This window comes from Bradyrhizobium sp. (assembly GCF_036735945.1).
In the GTDB taxonomy this organism is placed as follows: Bacteria; Pseudomonadota; Alphaproteobacteria; order Rhizobiales; family Xanthobacteraceae; genus Bradyrhizobium.
In genome coordinates this window covers 52,346-76,605 of record NZ_DAINNI010000007.1, presented here as the reverse complement: position 1 = coordinate 76,605, position 24,260 = coordinate 52,346, and the positions used below count along the sequence as shown (strand labels likewise).

The window sequence follows — 24,260 nt, the reverse complement described above, 5'->3', positions numbered from 1 at the left end:
GCCTACAACAGCTTGCCGTCAGGCGCGAAGAACGGGTGGGGGCCGTCGAAGGCGCCGATCGGGACCTGATGGGTCACGACGGTGCCGACCCCCTCGCCCGGAAACCAACTGTGGAGATGAAAGGCAGGCGGCTCGACCTTGAAGGAAGGTTCGCGCAGCTCGGCCAAATCGAGATCAACCGCGTGATTTGGAGCCGGGCATATCGTGGTCGGTACGCCTGCAAACATCGTCAGCGTCGCACGATGAATATGCCCTGTCGCAATCAATTGCACCCGCGAATGACGGCGTACAATCGGCTCAAGCTGGCTTGCATTCAGGAGATTTTGGCGATCCATGTGCCAAATGCCTGCCTTGAATGGTGGATGATGCAGGAACAGCAGCGCCGGCCGGTCGGGTGACGAAGCGAGGGTCGCGTCAAGCCATTGCAATGTCGGCTCGTCGAGCTCGCCATGCGGCTTGCGATGCACGCTTGAGTCCAGCAACAGAAGATCGAGCCCGGCGACTTCGATACTCTGGTTGAGCGGCCCGGACGGGAAGACATACGCCGCGGAGGGAAATGCCGCGCGCATCAGCTCGCGCGAGTCATGATTGCCGGGAATGGCGGCGAACGGAAGCTTCAGGGGCGCCAGGAGCCGCTTGAGGTATTGGTACTCCTCGGCCGTCGGCGTATCAGCCAGATCGCCCGAGATCACCACGAAGTCCGGCTTCGGGTCGAATTCGTTCAGGGCGGCAACGCAGCGCTCAAGCGCCTTGGCGGTATCGACGCGGCCATAGGCGAGCGATCCCGGCGGCTTGATATGCAGGTCGGAAATCTGGGCAATATGGACCGGCTTTGGCGACATCGATCTTCTCAGCTCTCGGATGGCAGCAAGCGAACGGAATCCGGTGAAATCGACAAGCCGATCCTGTCACCCGGCCTTGCCTGAACCGTATTCGGTGCATCGACGGTAAGCAACCTGCTGGACGCTCCGCTGATGACGAGCCGCTGTCGGTCGCCGATGAAGCTGACGCTGTCGATCGTGCCGGAAACCGGGGCGGCTCCAGCTGCCGTGACGCGGATGGTTTCGGGGCGGATCATCGCCACTGCGGCCGACATGTCTGCATCGCAGGGAATCGGCTGCCGCCCACCGGGCAACACGAGACACCCTTTCTCAATCGACGCTTCGACAATGTTCGCGGCACCAATGAATTCGGCGACGAAGCGGCCTTGCGGGGCGAAGTAGATCTCCCGCGGCGTGCCGATCTGGGCAATTGATCCCTTCTGCATCACGACGATGCGATCGCCAAGCTCCATGGCCTCGGACTGGTCATGAGTCACATAGATCGTGGTTATGCCCAGCGCACGCAGCAGGCGGTTCAGTTCACCGCGCAGCCGGTCGCGTAGCGCAGCATCCAGCGCCGTCAATGGCTCGTCCAGCAACAGGATGCCCGGCCGGATCGCAACCGCGCGCGCCAGCGCCACGCGCTGGCGCTGCCCGCCGGAAAGCTGGTCGATGCGGCGGCTCTCAAGGCCGGAGATGTTGGTGAGCGCGACCAGTTCGGCGACGCGTTCGGCACGCTCCTTGTGCGGCACCCCGCGAATTTTCAGGCCGTAGCCGATATTCTCCGAGACGGTCATGTTGGGAAAGAGCGCGTAGGACTGAAACACCATCCCGACGTTGCGCCGCTCGATCGGCACGGCCGTCATATCCTTGCCGTCGAACAGCACCTTGCCGCCGGCATCGGGCTGCTCCAGGCCGGCGATGATGCGCAGCATGGTGGTCTTGCCGCAGCCGGAAGGGCCAAGCAGCACCAGCGTTTCACCTCGCGCGATGTCGAGCGTTGCAGCTTCGAGCGCGCGCGTCCCGTCGGCAAAGGTCTTGCCGCAAGCTTCGATATCCACGGCGGCGCCATGCCCGGTCTGCGCAGTCACCTCTTCGCGTCCTTCTCGGCAAACAATTGCATGGCGACCAATAGCGGAATGATCATCACAAAGAAGATCAACGTATAGGCCGAAGCCACCTCAAGCCTCATGGAGGCATAGCTGTCGGCGAGCCCGATCGGCAGCGTCTTGGTCAACGGTGTGTGCAGCATCCAGGTCAGGTTGAATTCGCCGAGCGATAGCGTCACCACCATCAGGCTTCCTGCCAGGATTCCCGGCAGTGCATTGGGCACGATCACATCGCGGAAGCGCCGCCATGGTGAAGCGCCGAGCGATGCCGCGCCCTCGTCCAGCGTCCGGATGTCGATGGTCGCGAATACGGCCATCACCGATCGCACCATGAACGGCATGGTGAAGATGACGTGGCCCACGAGAATGAACATCCAGGAACGGCGAAAATCGCCGAAGCTGCCGTAGGTCAGGAGCAGCGCCAGCGCGATGGCAAGGCCAGGGATCGCCAACGGCAGGGTGATGATTTCCTCGATGATGCGCGACATCCGCCCTCCCCTGATATGCAGCGCATAGGCGGCCGGCACGCCTACGACCAATGTCAATGCGAGGGTTGCGAACGCAATAACGAATGAGAGGAAGATGGTGCCGGCATAGAGCTCCCAAACCTGCGCGACCCATTGCAGCGTCACGCCGGACTGGATGCCGCGGAAATAGTTGACGGTCACCCCCGCTGAAATCGACAGGATCGCGGGCACCACCAGAAAGGAGGCAACCAGGAGGGTGAAGATAAGCTGGCCGGTAAAGATGAGGCGATCGCGCATGGGTTCAGCCGGCCGCCGCAACCGCGCTTCCACTGAAGGAACGGGCCAGCGCAAGAATCAGCCAAGTGATGACGCCGAGCCCGACCGACAGCGCCGCCGCGATCGAGAAATTCGCGGCCAGCGTGAATTCGGTATAGATCAGCATCGGCAGCACATCGATGTTGGTCGCCAGCGTGAATGCCGTCCCGAATGCTCCCATCGCGGTCGCGAAGGCAATGGCGCCGGAGGCAACGAAAGCCGGCGCCAGCGCCGGCAGGACAACATCGCGCTGCACCGCCCATGGGCTCGCGCCAAGCGAACGCGCGGCTTCTTCCAGGCCGACATCAAGCTTCTGCACCGCAGCCATGATGGTGAGGATGACGCGCGGAATGGAGAAATAGAGGTATCCGAGAAACAAGCCGTAGATCGAGTAGGCAACGACCAGTTTCTCACCAAACAGGCGGTTGGAAAAATCCCCGATCAAGCCCTGTCGCCCGGCGAGCAGGATGATCATGAAGCCGACCACGACTCCGGGAAACGCCAGCGGAAACGTCAGCATCGCAATCAGAACGGCACGTCCAGGGAAACGATGCCGTTGCAGGAACATCCCGGCAATCGTCGCCACGATCAGGGTGACAATTGTGGTCGCGGTGGCCAGCAGGACCGTGTTGAGCAGCGTCGCGCGGTACCGCGACTCGGCCAGGATCGCGAGATATCCCGCGATCCCCCGCGGTCCCTCTGCTCCGGTTACAACGAGCCGCGCCATCGGCAACAGGAAAAATGCCGCTGTCACCGCCGCAAGCGGCAGCAGGCATAACCAGACGAATGACCTATGTGACATTAAAAACTGGTGCCCCCGGCGAGAGGCGCCATATTGCCTCAGCGGACCTCGGCGAGATAGCGCTCGACAAAGCCTTTTTGCACGTTTTCCATCTGGCCCCAGTCGACATTCTTCGCGCGCGCATAGTCGCTGTCAGGCAGGAATTTCTTCTTGACCGCTTCGGGCAAATCGATCGGCCGCGCCGGGCGTAGGTAGGCGTTGGTCCAGATCGCCTGCCCCTTGTCTGACAGGAGATAATCCAGCACCTTCTTGGCGTTGTCCTTGTGGGGCGCGTTCTTGACGAGGCCGACGACATAGGGGAACACCACCGATCCCTCGCAGGGGATCACGAATTCAAAATTGCCCTTCTCCGAATATTTCGCGCGGTAGGCGTTGAAATCGTAGTCGAACAGGATCGGCATCTCGCCGGAGACGACGCGGGCATAGGATGTCTGCTTGGGAACGATCGGGTCGTTCTTGCGCAAATCCTTGAAGAAGTTGATCGCGGGGTCGAAGTTCGATTCGGAGCCGCCGAGTGCCAGGTTGATGGCGACCGCGCCGACATAGCCGACCGCCGCCGAAGACGGGTCGAGATACCCGACCATCCCCTTGTAGTCGGGCTTCAGGAGATCCTTCCAGCAGGCTGGCACCGGCTTGCCACCGAGCGCGTCCTTGTTCACGAATAGCCCCAGCGTGCCCGAATGAATCGTCGTCCAGTAGCCATCGGCGTCCTTGAGGCCGGCGGGGACCTGATCCGAGTTTGCAGGCCTGTAGGGCTCGAGCGCATCCTGCGCTTTGGCCTTCATGCCGAAGGTGACGCCGAAATAGCCGATATCGCCGACCGGATTGTTCTTCTCGGCAAGAATTTGCGCCAGCGCCTGGCCTGAATTCTTGTTGTCGTGCGGGATGTCGTAGCTGAGATCGGCCTTGATGGCCTTGAGCATCGAGGCCCAGTCCGCCCACTCCGGCGGGCAATTGTAGCAGATTACGTCAGCCGCTTTGGCGGATTGCCAGGGCGCAATCAAAGACAGCGCCAGCAGGGCAAGAACAAAGCGGATGGTCTTCATGGTCACTCCGGATCAGCGTCTTAATTCTAAGGATTTCAGCATCAGCCGGCGTGCAAGTATAGGTCGCACATGAAGGTTTTGCGACAAAGCGTGCTGCTGTGCAGCAAACCCCATGCTTTAGCGGCGCGACAATTTCGCGGATCGGTGATTTCCGCTAGCATCTCGCGCGAGAGGAGATGTTCATGTATCAACCTCCAGGCGTGACGACATCGTCCAAATTTCCGATTCCCGATCGGATGAGAGCCTGGGTGCTCGGTGATCCGAATCAGCTCTTGCTGCAAGAGAAGCCGACACCCGTTCCTTCGCGCGCCGAAGTGCTGGTCCGAATCGACGCCGTCGCGATCTGTGCAACGGATCTCGAAATCATTCACTCGGGCTCACCGGCCAGCATTGAAGGCGGCCTGCCCTTCAACAAGAACTTCACGCCTGGCCACGAATATATGGGCACGGTCGCAGCGCTCGGCCCTGATGTAAACGAATACGGAATCGGCGAGCGTGTCAGCGTGGAAATTCATGCGGGATGCGGTCAGTGCAAACGCTGCCGCCAGGGCATGTACACGTCATGTTTGAACTATGGCAAGCCGGAGAAGGGCCACCGCGCAAACGGCTTCACGACCGACGGCGGTTTTGCCGAATACGCGGTCAATCACATCAACACGCTGGCACGGGTGCCCGATACCATGGGGGATGCCGAGGCAACGCTGGTCGTTACCGCGGGCACCTCGATGTATGGGCTGACTGAACTGGGGGGATTGGTTGCCGGCGAGAGCGTCGTGGTGATCGGCCCCGGGCCGATCGGACTACTCGCAGTGGCCGTCGCAAAGGCATTGGGAGCCAACCCGGTCATCCTGACCGGTACGCGCAACAAGCGGCTCGCAATCGGCCGAGAGCTCGGCGCCGACCGCATCATCAACATCAGTGATGAAGACGCGGTTGCAGTTGTCAAACAACTCACCGGCGGCGCCGGCGCCGACTATGTGGTTGAATGTGCCGGCAACGAGGCGACAATCAACCAGGCCATTCACATGACCAATCGCGGCGGAAAAATCTGTCTCGCCGCGTTTCCGCACGATCCAATCGTGATGGATCTCGCGCATCTCGTGAAGAACAACATCTACGCCTATGGAATTCGCGGCGAGGGCCGCAGCGCCACCCGTCGCGCCATGGCACTGATGGCGGAGAAGCGCTTCGACGCCACCAGGATCCATACCCACACATTTCCGCTGGCGGACCTGCCGACCGCGCTGCGATATGCCCGCGAACGCATCGATGGTGCGATCAAGGTGGTCGTCACCAACCGACAAGCCGGCACGTTTGCGAACGCGGCGGCCGAATAGCCCGAACGGCGGCGATCAACGCCCTTCGAACTTCGGTTCGCGCTTCTCCATGAACGCCTTGATGCCTTCCTGCATGTCCTGCGTCTTGAACAGCGGCAGAAGCTGCAGGTAGACGTGATGGACATGATCCGGGAAGGTCTCATTCAGTCCCATCCGCATCATGCGCTTGGCTGCCTGTACCGCCAGCGGCGCATTGGCCGCGATTTCGCGTGCCACCGCGCGTGCCCGTCCCATCAGTTCAACGTCTGGCACAACCTCATTGGCAAGGCCCCAGTCCATGGCCTCCCGCGCCGAGAGCGTGCGACCGGTGAAGATCAGTTCCGAGGCCTTGGCCCAACCGATCATCCGCGGCAGAAACCACGTACCTCCGGACTCCGGCACCACGCCGCGTTTGACAAAGGCCGCAGCCAGCTTCGCCGATTCAGCCATGATACGGATGTCGCAGCCGAGCGCCGTATCCATGCCATAGCCGGCGGCTCCCCCGTTCACGGCGCAGATCGTCGGCTTGTCCATCGCCTGCAGAACGGTGGGCGGGGTGTTGCGCAAATCCAGCGAAGTGGATGAAGAGGCCGCGCTGAGGCCATCTCCGCTGCGCTCTTTGCGCAGATCGAGACCAGCGCAGAACGCGCGCCCGGTACCAGTGAGGATCACGCAACGAACATCCCGGTCCTCGTTGGCCCCGACGAGGATGCGTGTCAGGTCATTCAGCATGGGACCTGAAATCGTATTCATGCGCTCAGGCGCGTTGAGCGTGATGACTGCAATGTGACCGGCCACCTCATAAAGGACTTCTTGGGATTCGGTTTGCATGGTGCGGGCTGGGTCCATGGACGTCCTCTTCTTTCGATCGATCTTATCGATGTGGAGTTAGATTCGCCCCAACGCGCTTAAAATAAGCTGGGGCGTTAGAGGAATCTCCGTGACAACAGTTCCAAATGGCCGAAGCGCGTCATTGACTGCGTTGGCTACCGCCGCTGCTGCGCCCGCAGTGCCTGCCTCACCTGCGCCTTTCGCCCCCAGCTCTGATTCCATGGTCGGCGAGACCACGTGCCCGACGTCGATATCCGGCATCTCGCCGGCCATCGGAACCAGATAGTCCGCCATATTGGCATTGGTGAGCTGACCGCGCTCGTCATATTCGCATTTCTCGAACAAGGCGGCGCCGAGGCCCTGTACCACGCCACCCCTGATCTGCTCGTCGACCAGCTGCGGATTGATGATGGTGCCGCAATCCTCGACGACCCAATGCCTGAGCAGCTTGATGAAGCCGGTATCGATATCGACCTCCAGCCAGGCGGCCTGAACGCCATTGGTGAAGGCAAAGGGATACTCGCGCGGAACATAGTGCCTGGTGGCCATCAGTTCGGGCTGAACACCCGGCGGCAGCGTGTCCGGGCGGAAATAGACAATACGCCCGATCTCGCTCAATTCGATCCGCGGCGCGCCATCGGCTGCAGTCACCACCCTGTTATCGACAATATCGAGTTCGCCCGGGGTAGACTGGAGAATGGCGGCAGCAACATCGAGGATATTCTTGCGCAGCACCTTGGCGGCCTGCAGCGCGGCCTCGCCACCGATACCTGCGCCACGCGACGCCCAGGTGCCTCCGCCATACGGTGTATTGTCGGTATCTCCCAGAATCACCCGAACGCGATCCATCGAGACGCCAAGCACGCTTGCAACGATCTGGACCGTGAGCGCTTCCGAGCCCTGCCCCTGCTCCGTTATGCTGGTCTGGCAAATCACCGAGCCCTGGGGATCAAGCCGCACTGCGACGCCGTCCTGCGAGGAAATCCTGGCGCCGCCGACGCCATAAAAGGCTGCACTGGGATTGGTGACCTCGATGAAGCTGGCGATGCCGATACCCCGGTAAATCTTCTTTTTCCGCAGGTCCGCCTGTTCCGCGCGCAAGCCGTCGTAATCCATCATCTTGACGAGTTTGGCGAGCGCTGCGTGATGCGACAGCTGCTCGAAGCGCAAGCCCGATGGGGAGGCACAGGGATAGGCGTCATCAGCGATCAGATTGCGACGACGGATTTCGACCGGGTCCATGCCGATCCTGGCGGCCGCAAGGTCCACCAGCCCTTCCGTCACCGAGCAGGCGATCGGATGGCCGACCGCCCGGTACTGGCACATCACATTCTTGTTCTGAAAGACAACACGGGCGCGAGCCCGGTAATTCTTCGTCACGTAGGGACCGCCGACCAGATTGACGACCTGATTGGCCTCGATCGCGCTGGTGCGCGGGTACATCGAATAGGGCCCGATGCCCGTGAGATCGTCGATCTCGAACGCAGTGATGGTGCCGTCGCGCTTCACGCCGATCTTTCCCTTGCAGCGATGGTCGCGGGCATGAATGTCGGTGTTGAAGCTCTCGACCCGGTCGGCCACGAACTTGATCGGCCGGCGCAACCGCTTGGACAGCGCGTAAGTAGCCATCTCGTCGGCGTAGATGTGAACCTTGATACCGAAGGAGCCGCCGACGTCCTTGCAGACCACGCGGACCTGCGCTTCCCTCAAGCCGAGATGGAGCGCTGCAATATTTTGCACCATGTGCGGCGCCTGCGTGCCTTGATAGATCGTGAGCTTCGCTTCCGCCACGTTCCAATCCGCCACCACCGCGCGCGGCTCCAGCGTCACTCCGGTATGTCGTCCGAATATGAATTCGGTCTCCACGACCTCGTCGGACTCGGCAAATGCCCGATCGACGCCGCCCGCGTCATGAACACGCTCAAAGGCCAGGTTGTCGCCAAGCGAGCCGTGGATCACGGGTGTTGCAGAATCAAGCGCAGTGCGCATGTCGGTGACGGCATCGAGCTCCTCGTAGTCAACCAGGACATGCTCGGCGGCGTCCTCGGCCTGGGCTCGGCTGCTCGCCACCACGGCCGCCACCGCTTCGCCCTGCCAGCACACGCGGTCAATTGCGATAGCGCTTTGCGGCGCGGATTTGAGGCCTTTCAGATGCGAGAGTACGCCGACCCACGGCGTAATGACGGTCGCGAGTTCCGTGCCCGAAACGACCGCAATCACTCCCGGCATTTGCCTGGCCGCCGAGGCATCCATGCTGTTGATTCTTGCGTGCGCGTGGGGGGAACGGACGAATACGACATGCGCCATTCGCGGCAGCTCGATGTCGCTGACATAGTGCCCTCGCCCCTGCATCAACCGATCGAGATTCGGCCGCGGCACGGTCTTGCCGATATAGGAATTCGGACGGTCCACCGCGGAAAGTGTCTTGGGGGGCGCCTGTGCCGATGTCATGGCAGCCGTCCGGTGCGCGCCCGCGCCGTGGTCTCAATGGCGTCGACAATGGCCTGATAGCCGGTACAGCGACAATAATTGCCGGAAAGGTGCTCGCGGATCTGCTCCCGGTCCGGAGCCGGCGATTGCTTCAGCAGATCCTGCGCCGCCATCAACATGCCCGGCGTACAGAAGCCGCATTGCAATGCGTTACGGTCCCGGAACGCAGACTGCAGATCGGAGATCTCGCCGCTATCGGACAGCCCCTCGATTGTTTCGACCGTCGCGTTGTGCGCCTGCACCGCAAGCAGCAGGCAGGAACGGACAATATCGCCATTGACACGGACGGTGCAGGCTCCGCATACGCCGTGTTCACAGCCGACATGCGTGCCGGTCAGTTTGAGGTGCTCGCGAAGGAAATCCGCCAGGTTCAGACGCGGCAGCACATTCGCTTCGACGCGCTCACCATTGACACGCAGCGAAACCGCGATCGCGTTTGTCACGCTGACGCTCCAACGGCGAGGTCGGAACGGGCAAGCAAAGAGGATACGCACCGCGTCAGCAGGACTTTCGCCAGGTGCCGTCGCATGGCTGGCGTGGCCTGTTGATCCTCCATTGGGTCCAGTTCATCGCCCAATGCGCAAGCCGCCTCGGCCAACACGGCGGGTGTGATGGCGACATCAACCAGTTTGTCGGCCGACCGGGCCAGTAGTGGCCGATCGCCGACGGCAAAGAAGCCTAGACGAAGATCGGTGAACCGGCCGTCGCCTATAGCGGCCTGCGCTGCAAGGCCGACGAGCGCGTAGTCGCCATGTCGGCGAGCGAACTCCTGAAAGAAGTGCGTCGAGCCTTTCGGGACCAGCGGCAACTCGATGGCGACCAGCAGTTCATGCGGCGTCAATACGGTTTCGTAGATGCCGGCGAAGAACTCGTCTGCGGCAATCCGCCGCTCGCCGGCCGATCCGCGAGCAATAATGGTAGCGCCAAGCGTGAGCATGCAAGCCGGCAATTCAGATGCCGGGTCCGCCTGCGCAAGGCTCCCGCCGATCGTGCCGCGGTTGCGGATCGCGGGATGAGCGACGTGGGCGACGGCATCCTTCAGCAAGGGCGCGTGAGCGGCAATTTCGGGCGACCTCAGGAGATCGGCATGCCGCGTCAGGGCGCCGATAGCAAGGACGTCTCCCTTCACCACCACCCCGCGCAACTCAGCCAGGTCGCCGATATCGACGACGAGCTCAGGTGCGATCAGGCGTAGATTCATCGCTGCCAGCAGGCTCTGGCCGCCCGACAGCACCTTGGCCTTCTCGCCGTGCATGCCGAGCAATTCCAGCGCGTTTGCCACGCTGGTTGCGCGGGCATAGGCAAAGGCCGAGGCTTTCATTTCTGACGTGACCTCCCCGGCCAACTATCGACATTTTCATGGAATTAGAGGGCTGAGATCACCAAAGGTCAAGTTTGTTCTCCGGCGATTGTTTCGACTTTGAGCTTGTTTTCGTACGATGGACAACGCACGTTCTCTGCCCAACAAGAAGCCCGCCAAGGATGAACGCCCCATGAAGCTTGGGTTCTTTACGATGCCGATCCATCCGATCGACAAGGATTGGCGGCTTTCGCTCAAGGAGGATCGAGAGGCTTTCCTGCTGGCCGATGAGCTCGGGTTCACCGAGGGCTATGTCGGCGAGCACACCACCGACCGGGCCGAGAACATTACGTCCTGCGTCGCTTTCATCGCCTGGCTCGCCGCGGCAACCAGGCAGATCAAATTGGGCACCGGCACTGTCAACATGCCCAATGCTCATCCGGCGGCGGTCGCGGGCTCGATCGCCATGCTCGATCACATGCTCGATGGGCGGCTGATCTTCGGCATCAGCCCCGGGGGTCTGCTGTCGGACGCGGAAGTGTTCGGCAATCTGGAGGCCGATCGGAATGCCATGTTCCTGGAGGCAATCAACCAGGTGCTTCAAATTTGGACAAGCAAGCCGCCGTACAACCTTCAGGGCAAATACTGGAATATATCGGTCGAGAAAACCCTGATCGAGGATATTGGCCAGGGATTCATCCCTCGTCCCTTGCAGCAGCCGCATCCGCCGATCGTGGTGACTGCCGTGGCTCCGTTCTCCAGGGGAGTGACTGAAGCGGCAGCACGTGGCTGGGACCCGATCTCGGCAAACTTCCTGATGCCGGCCTGGGTAAAAAGCCATTGGCCGAAATATGTCGAGGGATGCGAACGCGCCGGTCGGCCTGCGGATTCAGCGAACTGGCGTGTGGCCAAGAGCGTGTTCGTCGCCAGGGACGCCGCCACCGCGAAGTCCTATGCCACCGATCCGAACGGGCCCTACGTCTACTACTATCGCTCCTTGTTCACCAAGCTGAAGCGCGGCGGGCGCATCGAATTGTTCAAGACGCGGAGGGACCAGGCTGACGACGAGGTGACGCTGGAGTCGATCTGCGACAAGCTGATCATTCATGGCACGCCTGACAGCGTGGCCGATCAGCTGCTGGCATTTCAGGAAGAGACCGGACCATTCGGCACACTGCTCTACGCCGGCAAGGATTGGAAGGACCGCGAGCTGGGGCGCCAATCCATGATCCTGATGGCCGAAAAGGTGATGCCCCGTATCAATGCTGGCGTATCCAGCGGCGCCAAAGCTGCCGAATAACCTGCGAGGAGCTTGCCGTGGCGCTGAGCGATCGTATCCCCTATCAAGCACAGATCGACCGCCCCAGGCTGACGCTTCCCGGCGGCAAGAAGCTGGCGGTTTGGGTCATCCTCAACGTGGAGGAATGGCAGATCGAAGGCTCGATGCCCCGCACGGTGCTGAGCCCGCCGATGGGCCAGCCGCTATTGCCTGACGTGCCGAACTGGTCCTGGCACGAATACGGCATGCGTGCCGGCTTCTGGCGTCAATTCAAGGCACTGACAGAGCGCAAGATACCGGTGACGTTGGCGATCAATGCCAATGTCTGCAACTCCTATCCGCGCGTTGCCTCTGCCGCGCTCGAAGCCGGGTTCGAGTTCATGGGCCACGGTTTCGTGCAAGGCCCGATGCACAAGGTCGAGAACCAGGCAGATGCAATCAAGCGCTCGGTGGAGACCATTGCAAAATTCACGGGGAAGCCGCCCCGGTCCTGGGAAAGCCCCGGCCTCACCGAGACCGAGGAAACACTCGACTTGCTGCGCCTCAACGGCATTGAATATGTCGCGGACTGGGTGATCGACGATCTGCCGCAGGATATCGCCACACCTCACGGCGCCATCACGACGATCCCCTATTCGGTCGAGACCAACGATATCGCCATTCACGCGCTGCAGCACCTGCCATCAGATCAATTCCTGACCCGTTGCACCGATCAGTTCGATCGCCTCTATCTCGAAGGCGCATCAAATGCGCGGGTCATGGCCATCTCAATACACCCCTATATCACGGGCGTGCCGCATCGCATCAAATATCTGGAAGCGTTGCTCGACTATGTCCTGCGTCATGACGGTGTGGCACTGATGACCGCCAGCCAGATCGGCGACTGGTATCGCGCAGAAATGGCGAACAGATAGACCGCGATCTAACCCGGAACTGGCGTGAAGCCGATAAAATACAGCGGCCTTCGTCACGAGGACTTGCCATCTCCCACAACAAATCGGCCGAAGCCGCCGCGCGCGAACAGCAAGGGCTCCTGTCGATTATAGGCGTAGGCCTCGACTGCTCCGAGAAAGATGATGTGATCGCCGCCATAGTAGCGATTGGCGGCACGGCATTGAAAATTGGCGACGCTGTCGGCCAGCACCGGAGCGTAGCCAAGCCCCGGCGTCCAGCTCACACCGGCAAATTTGTCGTCCGACGATTTTGCAAACTGCGATGCCAGTGCCTGCTGGGACGCGCCGAGAACGTTGACGGTGAAGTGGCTTGCATTCTGAAAGATCGAGAGTCCTTGCGAAAACATTCCAAGGCTCCACAACACCAACGGTGGATTGAGCGATACCGATGCGAAAGAATTGCAGGTTACGCCGTACGGCATTCCGTCCGCAGACATCGCCGTTACGATCGTGACCCCCGTCGCAAACGTACCGAGCGCGTTGCGAAAATCGCGCGGATCGATCGCCGAGTTGTCGCTGGCAAGTTCGTTGGCCGGATCGGCCGGATGTTTGGGTGAGTCAGACATCCGCCGAGCCTCAGAGCGTCAGATTTTCGGACGGCAAGCCTAGCGCCACGCGTCCATAATTGGTTCCCGCCGCATCGAAATTGAATGCGAGGTGCGAATTCACCGCGTGCGCGTCGCGGAACTGCCGCTGCAGTGCGCCCGAGGTGAACAGGCTGCGCGCGCCGCTTGCAGCGAACAATAACGAGACCGCTTCGGTGCAAAGGTTCACCGAAAAGGCGCCATCCCGCCGCAGCGTTGTTTTGCCCGCAAGGTCGGGAATGTGGCCGCGCCTCGCCTCAGCCATCGCTTTGATGCAGTTCGTGCGCATCACAAGACGGGCCGCGTCGATCTTGGCGGAGGCTTCCGCGATCTTGATCTGCGTCGTCTGAAGGTCGCTCAGCTTGGCCCGATTGTAGGTCGAGGCCCGATGCCGCGCGAGGTCGACGTAATCATTGAGGCACGCTTGCGCGTTGCCCAGGCCGACACCCGACAAGACGTAAGGAAACAGGGAGAACACCGGCAGGGCGTAAAGCGCGTTTGGATTGACGGCGCTTCCTGGCGTCGGCCCGCCGGTCAAATCGCTGACCGCGATCGTCATGTTCTCCGCGACAAATGTATCCTCGACCCATACGTCATTCGAACCGGTGCCGCATAGCCCCGTCGCATTCCAGGTATCGTTGATCCTGTAGTCGCGCCTGTTGATAAGAAATATTCGATACTCAATCCCGTCCGCCTCGTCATCCGTTGCCACTACGCCTGCAAGCATGTTCCAATCGCAGGACTCGACCCCCGACGAAAACGGCCAATGACCGTGCAGGATGTATCCTCCTTCCGCCCTCCTCGCCCGGCCGGCCGGAAAGATGAAGGACGACGCGATCAAGGCATCGACATTTACATTCCAAACTGCATCCTGCGCCTGCCTGTCAAACATGCCGAGCATCCAATGATGACTGGCGAGATTGGCAAAATTCCATGCGACGGAAGCGTCCGCTTGTCCGAGCGCATCCGCGCAATCGACCAAAGCGACGTAGTCGAGCTCGGCGCCACCGACCCGTTTGGGTTGCACAATTCGGAACAGGCTGGCGTCATGCAAATCGCGCTCGGTCTCCGGCGGAAGCCGCCGAAGCTCTTCCGTCCTTGAAGCACGATCGCGCAACTCCGGAATCAGGGATCTGGCGCGTGCGACCATACTGTCGTAGGTCGCCGTTCCTGGCCCCGCGGGTGATCCCATCTCTGGCTTGCCGCTCTCCCCGGCCATGTGTTTCCTCGCCTGCTCCGTTGCTTTCCGCTGCCCGAGCTTTGTCAGTCTACTGTCTGACCGGCAATGATCAAGGCGTAGAAAGCATGCCTACCACGCCGCGATAGGGACCCACGAACGCAAAAAAGCCCGGTGGCCGCACGGCCACCGGGCAAAAGCGATTTGAGATAGCGAATGGTCGCGGGCGCTATTTGATGGCCTTGTGCCAATAGAGCGTACTCGGCCAGGCCCAGGGATGGGACGGGATAAACAAACGGTAACCGGCGCGAATGAAGTTGTTGGCTGAGCGGACGTTGTTGGTCGTGTCGGAGACGATCGAGCACCACCCACTAAGCCGCGCCCGCGCCTCCATGGCTCGCATCAGGCGCAACTGAAGCTGACGCCCGCTATGCCTGCCAAGTACGCCAACACGACAAAGATATCCGGCATTGGAGACGTGGGTCGATGGGATCATGCCCGCGAAGCCGACCGGTTCACTACCGCGAAAGGCAAACCACCAGTGCCCCCGATCAAATTTGGGAACGGGAGCACTATCCAGGAAGGTCGACTCATGAAGTTCGGTGAGAGTATACGCCACGTCCTCGTCAGTTCCGTCAATCTCACGGATCCGGTACGTCTCTCGAGTGTTCGATTTCATCGTCGATGTCCGCCGGTCAATGGATTACTTGCCAAGGGTTGTCTTGATACCGAGCCAGATGGCTCCAACGAATCCGGTTGCAATGACCGTAATGACCGCCTTGAACGTATAACTCTGCGCCTGCTCCACGCTTCGGCGCCAGCGCCGCAGATGCTCAAAATCGGCGCGCGCCTCTTTTCGATCCTCGTCGAGACCGAAGGAAACCAACGTCGCTTCGATTGCCTTGAGGACCACGGCATCGATGTCTTCATGGCGTAGCCTCTGTTGCTCGGCCAGCGTCTCGATGACGATGGCTCTGATATCAGCAGCCTGTATCCCGGTCATCGCTTGATGATCCGCGCCACATTCTCGAAACCGCGCTTGGCGAAATAGAACGACACCACCAGATTTGAGGTCGTCGCCGCGAAGCCGGCGAGCGGATCGGTCGTGCCAAGGCCAAGGACCTTGTCAAAAACCAGAAGTTTTCCCGATCCACGACCGCCGTAAACACCCTTGTAGCGCGCGGGCGCCAGCAGCGGCTCAAAGACCTTCGCCGTTGGAATTTTCAGGATGGACAAGGGCACGTCCTGCTATTGATGAGGCGAAGCGCGCGAGCCAACTCTCAAAGACGGCCGGCCAACGCGCGAAGGAGCCAGGGCTGCGGCGGGCCGTTGGCAGAGATCCCATCCGCTTGCGGGGTCAGAGGATTCATGCTCGCGGGCACAACGCTCGTTAGAGCAGCGATCCGTGCCGCCACGCCGGCCGGCGTATCCGGTGAAACACCGTTGCTTGAACCACCAATCAGGCCTGGACGATCGACTGTACGAAATCCATCGGACGGTGCAGACGGTGTCGCGAGCAGGTTCGTGTCAGACAATGCTTCCGCCGACCTGCGATCTCTAGAAACGCCCGCAAGAGCAGACGGCCAGTCCGCGGCAACGCTGCCAAACGGGCCGGAAGGATTCGGAAAGCCGAAGACCGAGGGGGGAAAGGATCCATTGCAAGGCCGGCTTGTCGGTAGAGAGCCAAGCTGAGCTGCTGGCCTGCGAGTCCGGACCACGGCTGAGTGGAGCGCGCTCTAACCGCGGTGCTGCATTCCCGAATGCGTCAACAGGCACACTTTGCGGATAGGCAGCTTCCGGTGCGCTTGCTGTAAACGGGGATACCTGGTCAACGCTACGACGAGCAAGGTATCTTATTGGCTGGCTGCCGGAGCGACGAGAACGCGGATCGCAGTTCGGGTGTGGCTACGCGCCAGCGAGCGAATTTCAAGAAGAGCCCTGGCTTTGCCCATTTAGGTTTCCCGGTTGGCCGATCCGGTGCACTCGTCGCGTGCAACATCGACCGGATCGATCGCGGGTTCGCGCCGCGCTGACTGAAAGGCAATCGCCGGAAAATCCGTTTGTACGTCATCGCGTTTCGGACGCGAGATGATCTTGATGATGTCGGCGCTCACGAGAATTCCTCCGAAACGGCGATGACGACGAGACCGATGAGCGCAAGCGAGATCAGGTAGGCAGTCATCGGCCTCTCCCCTGCAAAATAGAAATGTGCGGCATGATCGCGGTGTGGGCGCTGATCATTTGGGGCGCGAACCTTGTCCCGTCGGGGGCCGCATGCGGCGCGTGACGATGCGCGCCGCGGCCGACATGTTCGCGCATGCCGGCCAATGGTAGTGAGGTCTCGGACGGCGGCTCGCTCGCGACGCCCAGGCGGGGCGTTGGGAGTTGCGGCGTCGATGTGCGGCCGCCGTCCGATTCGAGGATTTCCAAACAAAAAGCCCGCAACGGATTACTCCACGCGGGCCAAGTACGTTTCGCGATAGTGGCGTTATGCCAGTGATCGTTCTTCAGCCTTCACCGATCGCAGAAATCGAATCCAAAGGCGTCGACCGCGAACTCTGTAGCCGACAGTTTCGTGCAACTTAACCTTGACGTCGGCGCTCCAGAAGCGAGCCAGATTTTCGCGTACGGCAACGGCTCGAGGAGGCGCATAGGTTGGACGCGAAGCTGGAGCGCCGATCTGATGCGCCTTGAGCTATGGTTGCCTTCCGGATTTCCTGCCGGCGATCCGCCTGTCAAGCTGCCTACCCTTTTTCTTGATTTCCGCATCGAGGATTTTGCATAGATGCCAATGAAACTCGGGCCCATAGCAAAAAGGCACTTGCCTGGGAAAGACGACCCAATACGGAACAATATCTGAGCTGACGTCCTTGAGCCGATCCAGCGACCTGCGAATAAAGGAACTGGCGATCGTCAACGACAGCAATCCGTCATTACTGCGCGCCCAGCGAAGAAGATCGTCCTTCAAGCCATGAATCTGGAACGGGCAAATCCATTCACCGGGATTGCTTTCGTCGAGTCGCGGAAAGCCCAAACGGGCTACAGCTTCCCGTCGCTTGGCACCGTATCTAAACTGATATTGGACAAGAACGGGCTCACTCCATCGAGTGTCTGACGGCTTCTTTGCACCACCTGCTCTCGGCTTTTGTCGATGCACCACTGGGCGCCCCTTGATCCATTTTCATGTCACTAGAACGAAACAGGAACATCGTCAATAGTCCCTGCACCCCGCTCGCGGGCGCGCTCAGCGAAACGCAATCGTCGGAAGATCCGTCTGCACCTCATCGCGTTTTAGACGCGGTATTTTTTTGATGATGTCGGCGCTCACGAGAATTCCTCCGAAAACGGCGATGACGACGAGACCGATGAGCGCAAGCGAGATCAGGTAGGCAGTCATCGGCCTCTCCCCTGCAAAATAGAAATGTGCGGCATGATCGCGGTGTGGGCGCAGATCATTTGGGGCGCGAACCTTATCCCTCGGGGGCCGCGTGCGGCGCGTGACGATACGCGCCGCGGCCGACATGTTCGCGCATGCCGGCCAATGGTAATGAGGTTTCGGACGGCGGCTCGCTCGCGACGCCCAGGCGGGGGCGTTGGGAGTTGCGGCGTCGATGCGCGGCCGCCGTCCGATTCGAGGATTTCCGAACAAAAAGCCCGCGCGGGATTGCTCCGGGCGGGTTTCGCAAGTTTCCCTGTGATGGCGTTATGCCGCGAAGCCGGCGTATCTGATCATTCTCAAGCGGTCACTGAAAAGCGAACACCACAGCGTAGCCGACAGAGTCGGCTCGCGTGAGAAAATAAAGAAGCCCGCAACCGTTTCCGGCGCGGGCTCTACAATATTTGCGATGGTGCTAATATGCACCTGAGTTGCCCGACGCGTCAAGGACAAATCAAGGCAGATGCAAACCGTGGCAATCGGTGACATCGAAACGAAGTCGCAACGTCTTCTGATTTCGTTGCGGCCCGTCCGGTGATCGCTTCCGCCAGTTCGTCTTCGCGCGCTGACGCGCTCGATTGGCGCTCGTGAACTTCAGAACGATACCCTTATGTCGGTGATTTGCCCGACATGTCAAACACCGGTCTCTACCGTGGCTCAGGATTGGCCGGATGGACCGGCTGCGGGCATCGGCGGGTCGGGCTCGACCTCGAGCCTGCGCTCGGTCGGCATCACCTGCGCGCCGGCCGCGCGCGCCGCTTCGCCTGTCGTGCTGTAGTTCGCCACTACCGGGTGCTGCACTTTTGGCTTATTCCAATGCCCATGGTCGACGACCAGCATGCTGAGCACGCCGAGAATTGCGACGGCAATCGCAACCTTCAGCGGCGCGCCGCCGGATCGGCTCAAACTTTTCTCCGTCAGTTCCTTCGTCATCTGACCATCCGTATTGATTTCCTCCGATCTGAATTAAATCCCGGCAGCGGGTAGAGGTTCCTCGTCGACCCGTCCTGCGCAGTTTTAGGGAACCAATGGCATAACCGCGTATTGTCAGGACACCAGTCCGTGGCCTGACATGAACGAGTAGCAGCCCGTGAATATCGAAGAGCCATCGCAGCCCAACATTGCCGAACGCGCTATCGACACCGCGACCGATGTGTCGCGCACGCTCACGGAGGTGTCCGATGGGCTGCAGGCGGCGGTCAACCGCCTTGGCGACGCGATCACGACGGCGCGGCGGCCCGGGATGCCGCTCTCGACCATCAGCGCGATCACCCGGGAAGCGCCGCTGGCCAGCCTGTTCGTCGCCTTTCTGTTCGGCGTCGCGATCGCGCGCCGCCGCTAGCATTTTTCAGAACTTGCCTTTTCAGAACTTGCCCTTGGCCGAGTCTTTTGCGGCCGAAATGACGCCGCCGGTGATCTGTCGCATATGCTCCCCGGCGTTGGTGAACTGGCTGCGCAGGAACTCGGACTGGATCCGCAGCGCTTCCTGAAGATCGGTTGCATGCACCAGTTTGCGGGCATGCTCGAATGCAGCCCTCATGTTCTGCTCGGTGAACGATAGTGCCTGCTTGGAAATCTCTGTGCCCGCCCCCGGCATCGATGTCATGGACTTCCCGGCGGCATCGAAGAACATGCTGAATGCCTTTTCCGCCTGATCGATGGTTTTCTCGGCCAGTTCGCGCAGCTCGGCCGGGACTTCGAGTTTCGGTTCAGTCATGGTCGTCCTCCAGTATCGACTTGGGCAGGTTAGCATAAATCCCGGCGAGGTCTGCTTCGTATTGGAGCGGGCCCGCCCGGCGTCGACCGCCGCGACATCGGCATTTGATCCGTCCAACCGGGGAGCACGATCCACGGAACCCTTTGCTTACCTTGCCACCATTGCCCGATTCCAATGGTGGCAACAGTGTGGCACAACAGTGTTGCAAAGTGATTCGTGTCAGGGTTGTCGGTGGCGTTGCGTCTCTGGTTTTCGTCTCTTTTGGGACAAGGGGATAAGATGCTGCTAACGTTTCGACCGACGCCGACCTGTACGCGTTTCAAGACCAGCATAAAGATGCCCTGCATGAAATGCGGCGCGCAGATGCGGCTGGCCGCGATCGAGCCCCGCGACCAGAACTACGACGTTCTGACCTATCGCTGCGCACCCTGCGATTCCGGCGAGAGTTTCCTGAAGGCGCGCTGATCAGGACCCGTTCAGCACGGCAGTCCCGGCTGGCGTCAGCACAAGCCCGTCATCTCGAACTTCGATCAGGCCCAGGCCTGTCAGCGTCTTCAGATCTTCATCGCTGACCGGCGACAGTTTCAGTCGCCGCGCCTGGATATCCCGCAGTGTCCAGCGAAGGCCGATGGCCTTCTCGAGGCTGAATGCCGCGAAAGGATTTTCTGCCATTCGCCCCAACAATTACTTCGTTAAATCAAAATCGATCATGCGGCGGCGCACCACACGCGCCTGATAATGCGGCAATCGACCTCGGGTTCCCCCGGCCACTCGACCCGGGGGATGATGCAGGCCCGGCGGCGGCCCTGGCCGTCAGTAACGATAGGGCTCGATATCGACCAACGGAAAGGCGCTGAACACGCTGGGCAGATTGGTCGGTGTTGTCGGATGCAAGTAAGACCTGTCGAGTTCGGAAAAACGGGTGACACCCAATAGCCCGAGACAGCGGATGACCTCGTCTTCGAGCAATTCGAGCATTCGCACGATGCCGGCCTCGCCGGCGGCGGCGAGCGCCCAGCACTGCAGGCGGCCGATGCCGACGAGGTCGGCGCCGGAAGCGATCGCCTTGACGATATCGGTCCCGCGGCAGAACGAACCATCGACCATGATCTTGGCACGGCCGGCGACCGCATCGACGATTTCCGGCAGCACATGCATGGAACCGCGGCCGTGATCGAGCTGGCGGCCGCCATGGTTCGACACGTAGATCCACTCCACGCCGTGATCGATTGCGATCCTGGCATCTTCCGCGGTCGCGATGCCCTTGATGGCGAGCGGAATTTTATACTTGTCCTTGATCAGCTTCACGGTGCGCCATTCCAGCCCCTTCTGGAAGTCGCCGCCGGTCGCCCTGATGCGGCTTTCACGGACATAGCGCTTGGCGATATCGCGCTCGCGCCGGCTGTAATGCGCGGTATCGACGGTGAGGCAGAAGGCGGCATAACCATTGTCGATGCTGCGGCTCACGGTGTCTTCGACGAAGGCGTCATCCCCTCGCACATAGAGCTGGAAAATGCGCAGCGCGTCGGGAGCCGCCTTGGCGGTCGCCTCGAGGCCCGGCTCGGAGACCGAACTCAACATGTGGGCGGCGCCAAACCGGCCGACGCCGCGCGCCACCGCAGCACCTGAATCCGGATCGAAAATCTCGAGCGCGCCGACCGGCGCGATCATGACCGGCAGGCGGAGGCGGCGGCCCAACACCTCGGCCGAGGGATCGACCTTGGCGACATTGCGCAGCACGCGAGGCCGGAATGCGATCTCGTCGAGGGCCATGCGATTGCGGCGCATGGTGGTCTCCGTCTCCGCGGCGCCGACGATATAGTCCCAGGCATTCTGGTTCAGCCGCGCTCGCGCCTTCCTGATGAACTCGTGGAGGTTCTGGAATTCCTCGCCGCTGGCGCCGAGTTCGACATTTCGCGCCGGCCGGATGGGGGTCGCGTCGTTCATGTTGTTTCTCTCCCGCTTTGGCGACAGATTAGCCGTAGAAGAACGGGAAAAGCTACCCGCTTTGAATGGGTTAGACGTGGCGTAAACGCAGGGATGTCATTCGTTGGCGGGATGCGTCGGGCCACCGTCAGCCCGTATTGCCCACCTTCCCGAAAGCCCCCGCCTCTGCGAGATCGGCGAGCCGCTTCTCGTCGTAGCCGAGCGTCTTTTGGAGCACCTCCCGCGTGTGCTGGCCGAGCAGCGGCGCCGCCACCGGATCGATGGTCGGCGTCAGGCTCATATGCAACGGGGTTTCAATATTCGGGACGGTGCCCGCGGTAGGATGCGGAATCCGGCTGAGGCGATGGCGGTCGCGCACTTCCGGCGCATTGAAGCCTTCCTCCACGGTACGCAGATAGCCAACCGGGATGTTGGCCTTCTTCATCTTCGCTATCCAGTGCTCGAGACGATCGCTGGCAAAGACGCCGGCGATGATGGCGCGCAATTTTTCCTTGTTGGCGGTCCGGTCCTTTCGATGCGCGAACCGTGGATCGGTGACGAGGTCCGGTCGTTCGAGCACGTCGACCACCAGCCGGCGGTACAGACGATCATTGGCGCAGGCCATGTAGAGCGGCCCATCGGACGCCTGATAGAGGCCGACGGTGGGCGAGCCGTTCGGCGAATTCCCGAAACGTCCCGGGTTCGCGCCGCTGACCAGATAGGCCATGCCGTAGAATCCGGTCATCGAAACGGCGGTGTCGATCAGCGCGACCTCGACCTGCTGGCCGCGGCCAAGCCGGTCGCGCGCGATCAGCGCCAGCAGGATCGCATTGCACGCCGACATGCCCGTGGCCATGTCGACGATCGGCGGGCCGGTCCGCACCGGCTCTCCATCGGCAAACCCGTTCAACGACATGAAACCGCTCTCGGCCTGCGTGATCGGATCGAAACCCGGACGCAGCGCGAACTCGCCCTTGCGGCCATAGGCCGAGATCGAGCAATAGATCAGCCGCGGGTTGGTCGGCGCGACGGAGGCGTAGTCGAGGCCGAACTTCTTCATCACGCCGCCGGAGAAATTCTCCACGACGACGTCCGCCTTCGCGATCAGTTCGCGGGCGACTTCGAGCGCCGCCGGATTGTTGAAGTCGAGCGCGATACCGCGCTTGTTGCGGTTGAGGCTGAGAAAGGCCGCGCTCTCGCCCCCGATTTCCGCATGTTCATAGTGGCGGGTGTCGTCGCCGCCGTCGGGGTTTTCGATCTTGATGACCTCGGCGCCGAAATCCGCCAGCGTTTGCGTGCAGGCCGGGCCGGCTACGACCCGGGTGAAGTCGACGACCAGCAGACCGTCCAGCGCAGTGGGTTCGCCCTTGGCTCGCGGCGTTCGCTCCGGCAATTGCGGTCTGACGGTCATTTCCGGCGCTTCCCTTGTTATTTTGCCTGACGAAATGGAGGTTTTCGCCATGACTTCAAGGCTTTCTTACCGGAACCGGATGGGGAACACCAAACCCCGATTTTGCAGGGCCGGACCTGCGGCTGACATAGCTCTTCAAGGCCGAACCGCTCCACCCCAGGCCTGAACCGGATCGCGGGGGCATATGCAACGGCGCCGCCCGTCTCCCGGTCCGGTCCGGGAGTCGAGCGGCGCATTCCGGATCGGCAGACGCCGCCAACGGCGTTCGCAACACCGTCAGTTCGGCGAAACCTGCCTGGCTTACTCGGAAATCATTTCACCGGAACCGCCAAGCTCGGCAGGAAAATCCTTCAGCTTGGGCAGCCCATCCCGCATGGGCAAAACGGTCTCGGCGTAGTTGACATGCACGCCAGGCTTGAAGGTGAGCGTTGGAAGTGTCGCGGAGAAGACATCGACCAATCCCAGCGTCGGGTGGTTGGTCATCAGATGACCGCCGCATTTCGCGCAGTATTTGCGTTCGCTCATCGCCGTCTTCGCGAACGTCGAAACATGTTGCGATCCCGACGTGACCTCGACGGCTTCCGGCTTCCACAGGGTGAATGCGTTCACCGGTCCGCCGGACCAAGAGCGGCAGGAACGGCAATGGCAGTAGCCCATTCCTTCCGGCTCTCCAGTGACCTGGATCTCGACCGCGCCGCAAAAACAGCTTCCAGTATGCTTCATAGTTCTTTCTCCTCCATGCGATCGAAAATCGATCAGGTCAGTTTGTGCCAGGGGGACAGCATCGAGACGCGCTCCCGGTGACGGTGATATCGATCACCTGACATGTCAATCAGGTCTCGCTCCTCGAGCTTGATGCCGACGAAGATGCAAGCGGTGGTCACCGCCGCAAACAGCAGATGCCCGGCGCTCATCACCGGCGCCGCCCAGAATGCCGTGCTGCGCCCGACAGATCGCGGAATAAACTGCGTCCACCAGTGTTTGAACGGTTTCCGCGCCACGGCGCTATGTTGGACTACGCATAACGAAATCAGAATGAGATCAACCGCAATTGCCTCGAACCAGCCGGTTTCCGGGCCGGTATCGATCGTCTTCGGGACGGCCAGTCCGGACACAAATCCGATGGCGTACAGAATCGTGAACAGAAATGTGAGATAGGCCACACCCCCAAACAGAAATGCAGTGAATGCTAGTATCCAATTACCCGGAATCGCCGGGTGGATGGTTTGGGTCTCCGTCATGAAATCGCTCTGTTACGGCAGATGGAATTGCCGCTGCCG

At 61.0% G+C, this 24,260-nt stretch carries 28 protein-coding genes; 5 read left to right on the top strand and 23 right to left on the bottom strand.

Annotated elements, in window-relative coordinates:
* Nucleotides 1-2: 2 nt before the first annotated feature.
* From V7E26_RS04420 to V7E26_RS04400, 5 genes are read right to left on the bottom strand one after another with little or no spacing between them, the layout of a single operon-like run.
* Nucleotides 3-842: a phosphodiesterase gene (locus V7E26_RS04420; RefSeq protein ID WP_324413866.1), complete on the bottom strand. Its 840-nt coding sequence runs from the start codon at nt 840-842 to the stop codon at nt 3-5.
* A gap of 8 nt (nt 843-850) precedes the next feature.
* Entirely contained in the window at nt 851-1,912 is a 1,062-nt protein-coding gene (locus V7E26_RS04415) for an ABC transporter ATP-binding protein (protein WP_324413865.1), read from the bottom strand.
* Complete coding sequence (locus V7E26_RS04410; protein WP_324413863.1) at nt 1,909-2,694, bottom strand: ABC transporter permease; 786 nt, start codon at nt 2,692-2,694, stop codon at nt 1,909-1,911. Before V7E26_RS04410 ends, V7E26_RS04415 begins: the two co-directional genes overlap by 4 nt.
* A 4-nt stretch (nt 2,695-2,698) precedes the next feature.
* A complete protein-coding gene (locus tag V7E26_RS04405) occupies nt 2,699-3,514 on the bottom strand; it encodes an ABC transporter permease (protein WP_324413861.1) in 816 nt (271 codons plus the stop codon).
* 38 nt (nt 3,515-3,552) lie between these two features.
* A complete protein-coding gene (locus V7E26_RS04400; RefSeq protein WP_324413859.1) occupies nt 3,553-4,560 on the bottom strand; it encodes an ABC transporter substrate-binding protein in 1,008 nt (335 codons plus the stop codon).
* 182 nt (nt 4,561-4,742) lie between these two features.
* Here V7E26_RS04400 and V7E26_RS04395 point away from each other — a divergent pair, with 182 nt between their 5' ends.
* Entirely contained in the window at nt 4,743-5,897 is a 1,155-nt protein-coding gene (locus tag V7E26_RS04395; protein WP_324413856.1) for a zinc-dependent alcohol dehydrogenase, read from the top strand.
* Between the two features lie 15 nt (nt 5,898-5,912).
* Here the strand turns inward: V7E26_RS04395 and V7E26_RS04390 are convergent, their stop codons facing one another.
* From V7E26_RS04390 to V7E26_RS04375, 4 genes are read right to left on the bottom strand one after another with little or no spacing between them, the layout of a single operon-like run.
* Nucleotides 5,913-6,725 (bottom strand): enoyl-CoA hydratase/isomerase family protein, encoded by an 813-nt coding sequence (locus tag V7E26_RS04390; protein ID WP_442893352.1) that lies wholly within the window; start codon nt 6,723-6,725, stop codon nt 5,913-5,915.
* Nucleotides 6,726-6,764: 39 nt separating this feature from the next.
* Nucleotides 6,765-9,158 (bottom strand): xanthine dehydrogenase family protein molybdopterin-binding subunit, encoded by a 2,394-nt coding sequence (locus tag V7E26_RS04385; protein WP_324413854.1) that lies wholly within the window; start codon nt 9,156-9,158, stop codon nt 6,765-6,767.
* A complete protein-coding gene (locus tag V7E26_RS04380; protein WP_324413852.1) occupies nt 9,155-9,640 on the bottom strand; it encodes a (2Fe-2S)-binding protein in 486 nt (161 codons plus the stop codon). The genes V7E26_RS04385 and V7E26_RS04380 overlap by 4 nt, the downstream gene beginning before the upstream one ends.
* Nucleotides 9,637-10,518 carry an FAD binding domain-containing protein gene (locus tag V7E26_RS04375; RefSeq protein ID WP_324413850.1) on the bottom strand — a complete coding sequence of 294 codons (882 nt, stop codon included), beginning with the start codon at nt 10,516-10,518 and terminating at the stop codon, nt 9,637-9,639. Before V7E26_RS04375 ends, V7E26_RS04380 begins: the two co-directional genes overlap by 4 nt.
* Before the next feature lie 172 nt (nt 10,519-10,690).
* On the opposite strand from V7E26_RS04375, the gene V7E26_RS04370 reads away from it, so the two are divergent.
* Both V7E26_RS04370 and V7E26_RS04365 read left to right on the top strand, forming a co-directional pair.
* Nucleotides 10,691-11,797 carry an LLM class flavin-dependent oxidoreductase gene (locus V7E26_RS04370; protein ID WP_324413926.1) on the top strand — a complete coding sequence of 369 codons (1,107 nt, stop codon included), beginning with the start codon at nt 10,691-10,693 and terminating at the stop codon, nt 11,795-11,797.
* Between the two features lie 17 nt (nt 11,798-11,814).
* The gene (locus tag V7E26_RS04365; RefSeq protein WP_324413848.1) at nt 11,815-12,690 is read left to right on the top strand and encodes a polysaccharide deacetylase family protein; all 876 of its coding nucleotides are present in this window, start codon (nt 11,815-11,817) and stop codon (nt 12,688-12,690) included.
* Nucleotides 12,691-12,743: 53 nt separating this feature from the next.
* On the opposite strand, the gene V7E26_RS04360 is transcribed toward V7E26_RS04365, so the two are convergent.
* The 8 genes from V7E26_RS04360 to V7E26_RS04325 form a co-directional block, all read right to left on the bottom strand.
* Nucleotides 12,744-13,295 (bottom strand): flavin reductase family protein, encoded by a 552-nt coding sequence (locus V7E26_RS04360; protein WP_324413846.1) that lies wholly within the window; start codon nt 13,293-13,295, stop codon nt 12,744-12,746.
* 10 nt (nt 13,296-13,305) lie between these two features.
* Nucleotides 13,306-14,505 (bottom strand): acyl-CoA dehydrogenase family protein, encoded by a 1,200-nt coding sequence (locus tag V7E26_RS04355; RefSeq protein WP_324413924.1) that lies wholly within the window; start codon nt 14,503-14,505, stop codon nt 13,306-13,308.
* Between the two features lie 214 nt (nt 14,506-14,719).
* Entirely contained in the window at nt 14,720-15,169 is a 450-nt protein-coding gene (locus V7E26_RS04350) for a GNAT family N-acetyltransferase (protein WP_324413844.1), read from the bottom strand.
* Between the two features lie 24 nt (nt 15,170-15,193).
* Nucleotides 15,194-15,493: a hypothetical protein gene (locus V7E26_RS04345; protein WP_324413842.1), complete on the bottom strand. Its 300-nt coding sequence runs from the start codon at nt 15,491-15,493 to the stop codon at nt 15,194-15,196.
* Entirely contained in the window at nt 15,490-15,732 is a 243-nt protein-coding gene (locus tag V7E26_RS04340; RefSeq protein WP_324413841.1) for a hypothetical protein, read from the bottom strand. Before V7E26_RS04340 ends, V7E26_RS04345 begins: the two co-directional genes overlap by 4 nt.
* 710 nt (nt 15,733-16,442) lie before the next feature.
* Nucleotides 16,443-16,604 carry a hypothetical protein gene (locus tag V7E26_RS04335; protein WP_324413839.1) on the bottom strand — a complete coding sequence of 54 codons (162 nt, stop codon included), beginning with the start codon at nt 16,602-16,604 and terminating at the stop codon, nt 16,443-16,445.
* 1,130 nt (nt 16,605-17,734) lie between these two features.
* On the bottom strand, nt 17,735-17,887 hold the full coding sequence (locus V7E26_RS04330; protein ID WP_324413837.1) for a hypothetical protein: 153 nt from the start codon (nt 17,885-17,887) through the stop codon (nt 17,735-17,737).
* A gap of 696 nt (nt 17,888-18,583) precedes the next feature.
* Nucleotides 18,584-18,859: a hypothetical protein gene (locus V7E26_RS04325; protein WP_324413835.1), complete on the bottom strand. Its 276-nt coding sequence runs from the start codon at nt 18,857-18,859 to the stop codon at nt 18,584-18,586.
* Between the two features lie 157 nt (nt 18,860-19,016).
* Here V7E26_RS04325 and V7E26_RS04320 point away from each other — a divergent pair, with 157 nt between their 5' ends.
* A complete protein-coding gene (locus tag V7E26_RS04320; protein ID WP_324413833.1) occupies nt 19,017-19,268 on the top strand; it encodes a hypothetical protein in 252 nt (83 codons plus the stop codon).
* Between the two features lie 21 nt (nt 19,269-19,289).
* Here the strand turns inward: V7E26_RS04320 and V7E26_RS04315 are convergent, their stop codons facing one another.
* Nucleotides 19,290-19,643, bottom strand: a complete 354-nt coding sequence (locus V7E26_RS04315; protein WP_324413922.1) for a phasin — start codon at nt 19,641-19,643, stop codon at nt 19,290-19,292.
* A 279-nt stretch (nt 19,644-19,922) separates the two neighbouring features.
* On the opposite strand from V7E26_RS04315, the gene V7E26_RS04310 reads away from it, so the two are divergent.
* Entirely contained in the window at nt 19,923-20,108 is a 186-nt protein-coding gene (locus tag V7E26_RS04310) for a hypothetical protein (protein ID WP_324413831.1), read from the top strand.
* Here V7E26_RS04310 and V7E26_RS04305 read toward each other — a convergent pair whose 3' ends face one another.
* The 5 genes from V7E26_RS04305 to V7E26_RS04285 form a co-directional block, all read right to left on the bottom strand.
* Nucleotides 20,109-20,315 (bottom strand): hypothetical protein, encoded by a 207-nt coding sequence (locus V7E26_RS04305; RefSeq protein ID WP_324413920.1) that lies wholly within the window; start codon nt 20,313-20,315, stop codon nt 20,109-20,111. It abuts the gene before it with no gap.
* Between the two features lie 141 nt (nt 20,316-20,456).
* The gene (locus V7E26_RS04300) at nt 20,457-21,590 is read right to left on the bottom strand and encodes an alpha-hydroxy acid oxidase (RefSeq protein ID WP_324413829.1); all 1,134 of its coding nucleotides are present in this window, start codon (nt 21,588-21,590) and stop codon (nt 20,457-20,459) included.
* A 127-nt stretch (nt 21,591-21,717) separates the two neighbouring features.
* Nucleotides 21,718-22,980 (bottom strand): CaiB/BaiF CoA transferase family protein, encoded by a 1,263-nt coding sequence (locus tag V7E26_RS04295; RefSeq protein ID WP_324413827.1) that lies wholly within the window; start codon nt 22,978-22,980, stop codon nt 21,718-21,720.
* Nucleotides 22,981-23,280: 300 nt separating this feature from the next.
* On the bottom strand, nt 23,281-23,703 hold the full coding sequence (locus V7E26_RS04290) for a GFA family protein (RefSeq protein ID WP_324413825.1): 423 nt from the start codon (nt 23,701-23,703) through the stop codon (nt 23,281-23,283).
* 32 nt (nt 23,704-23,735) lie between these two features.
* On the bottom strand, nt 23,736-24,221 hold the full coding sequence (locus V7E26_RS04285) for a hypothetical protein (protein WP_324413823.1): 486 nt from the start codon (nt 24,219-24,221) through the stop codon (nt 23,736-23,738).
* Between the last annotated feature and the right edge of the window lie 39 nt (nt 24,222-24,260).

What these genes read in the sequence shown, in the direction of transcription:
- V7E26_RS04420 (WP_324413866.1), bottom strand. Translation starts at nt 842, where the DNA reads ATGTCGCCAAAGCCGGTCCATATTGCCCAGATTTCCGACCTGCATATC.
- V7E26_RS04410 (WP_324413863.1), bottom strand. Translation starts at nt 2,694, where the DNA reads ATGCGCGATCGCCTCATCTTTACCGGCCAGCTTATCTTCACCCTCCTG.
- V7E26_RS04405 (WP_324413861.1), bottom strand. Translation starts at nt 3,514, where the DNA reads ATGTCACATAGGTCATTCGTCTGGTTATGCCTGCTGCCGCTTGCGGCG.
- V7E26_RS04400 (WP_324413859.1), bottom strand. Translation starts at nt 4,560, where the DNA reads ATGAAGACCATCCGCTTTGTTCTTGCCCTGCTGGCGCTGTCTTTGATT.
- V7E26_RS04395 (WP_324413856.1), top strand. Translation starts at nt 4,743, where the DNA reads ATGTATCAACCTCCAGGCGTGACGACATCGTCCAAATTTCCGATTCCC.
- V7E26_RS04390 (WP_442893352.1), bottom strand. Translation starts at nt 6,725, where the DNA reads ATGGACCCAGCCCGCACCATGCAAACCGAATCCCAAGAAGTCCTTTAT.
- V7E26_RS04385 (WP_324413854.1), bottom strand. Translation starts at nt 9,158, where the DNA reads ATGACATCGGCACAGGCGCCCCCCAAGACACTTTCCGCGGTGGACCGT.
- V7E26_RS04375 (WP_324413850.1), bottom strand. Translation starts at nt 10,518, where the DNA reads ATGAAAGCCTCGGCCTTTGCCTATGCCCGCGCAACCAGCGTGGCAAAC.
- V7E26_RS04370 (WP_324413926.1), top strand. Translation starts at nt 10,691, where the DNA reads ATGAAGCTTGGGTTCTTTACGATGCCGATCCATCCGATCGACAAGGAT.
- V7E26_RS04360 (WP_324413846.1), bottom strand. Translation starts at nt 13,295, where the DNA reads ATGTCTGACTCACCCAAACATCCGGCCGATCCGGCCAACGAACTTGCC.
- V7E26_RS04355 (WP_324413924.1), bottom strand. Translation starts at nt 14,505, where the DNA reads ATGGGATCACCCGCGGGGCCAGGAACGGCGACCTACGACAGTATGGTC.
- V7E26_RS04350 (WP_324413844.1), bottom strand. Translation starts at nt 15,169, where the DNA reads ATGAAATCGAACACTCGAGAGACGTACCGGATCCGTGAGATTGACGGA.
- V7E26_RS04345 (WP_324413842.1), bottom strand. Translation starts at nt 15,493, where the DNA reads ATGACCGGGATACAGGCTGCTGATATCAGAGCCATCGTCATCGAGACG.
- V7E26_RS04330 (WP_324413837.1), bottom strand. Translation starts at nt 17,887, where the DNA reads ATGACTGCCTACCTGATCTCGCTTGCGCTCATCGGTCTCGTCGTCATC.
- V7E26_RS04325 (WP_324413835.1), bottom strand. Translation starts at nt 18,859, where the DNA reads ATGACGAAGGAACTGACGGAGAAAAGTTTGAGCCGATCCGGCGGCGCG.
- V7E26_RS04315 (WP_324413922.1), bottom strand. Translation starts at nt 19,643, where the DNA reads ATGACTGAACCGAAACTCGAAGTCCCGGCCGAGCTGCGCGAACTGGCC.
- V7E26_RS04310 (WP_324413831.1), top strand. Translation starts at nt 19,923, where the DNA reads ATGCTGCTAACGTTTCGACCGACGCCGACCTGTACGCGTTTCAAGACC.
- V7E26_RS04305 (WP_324413920.1), bottom strand. Translation starts at nt 20,315, where the DNA reads ATGGCAGAAAATCCTTTCGCGGCATTCAGCCTCGAGAAGGCCATCGGC.
- V7E26_RS04300 (WP_324413829.1), bottom strand. Translation starts at nt 21,590, where the DNA reads ATGAACGACGCGACCCCCATCCGGCCGGCGCGAAATGTCGAACTCGGC.
- V7E26_RS04295 (WP_324413827.1), bottom strand. Translation starts at nt 22,980, where the DNA reads ATGACCGTCAGACCGCAATTGCCGGAGCGAACGCCGCGAGCCAAGGGC.
- V7E26_RS04290 (WP_324413825.1), bottom strand. Translation starts at nt 23,703, where the DNA reads ATGAAGCATACTGGAAGCTGTTTTTGCGGCGCGGTCGAGATCCAGGTC.
- V7E26_RS04285 (WP_324413823.1), bottom strand. Translation starts at nt 24,221, where the DNA reads ATGACGGAGACCCAAACCATCCACCCGGCGATTCCGGGTAATTGGATA.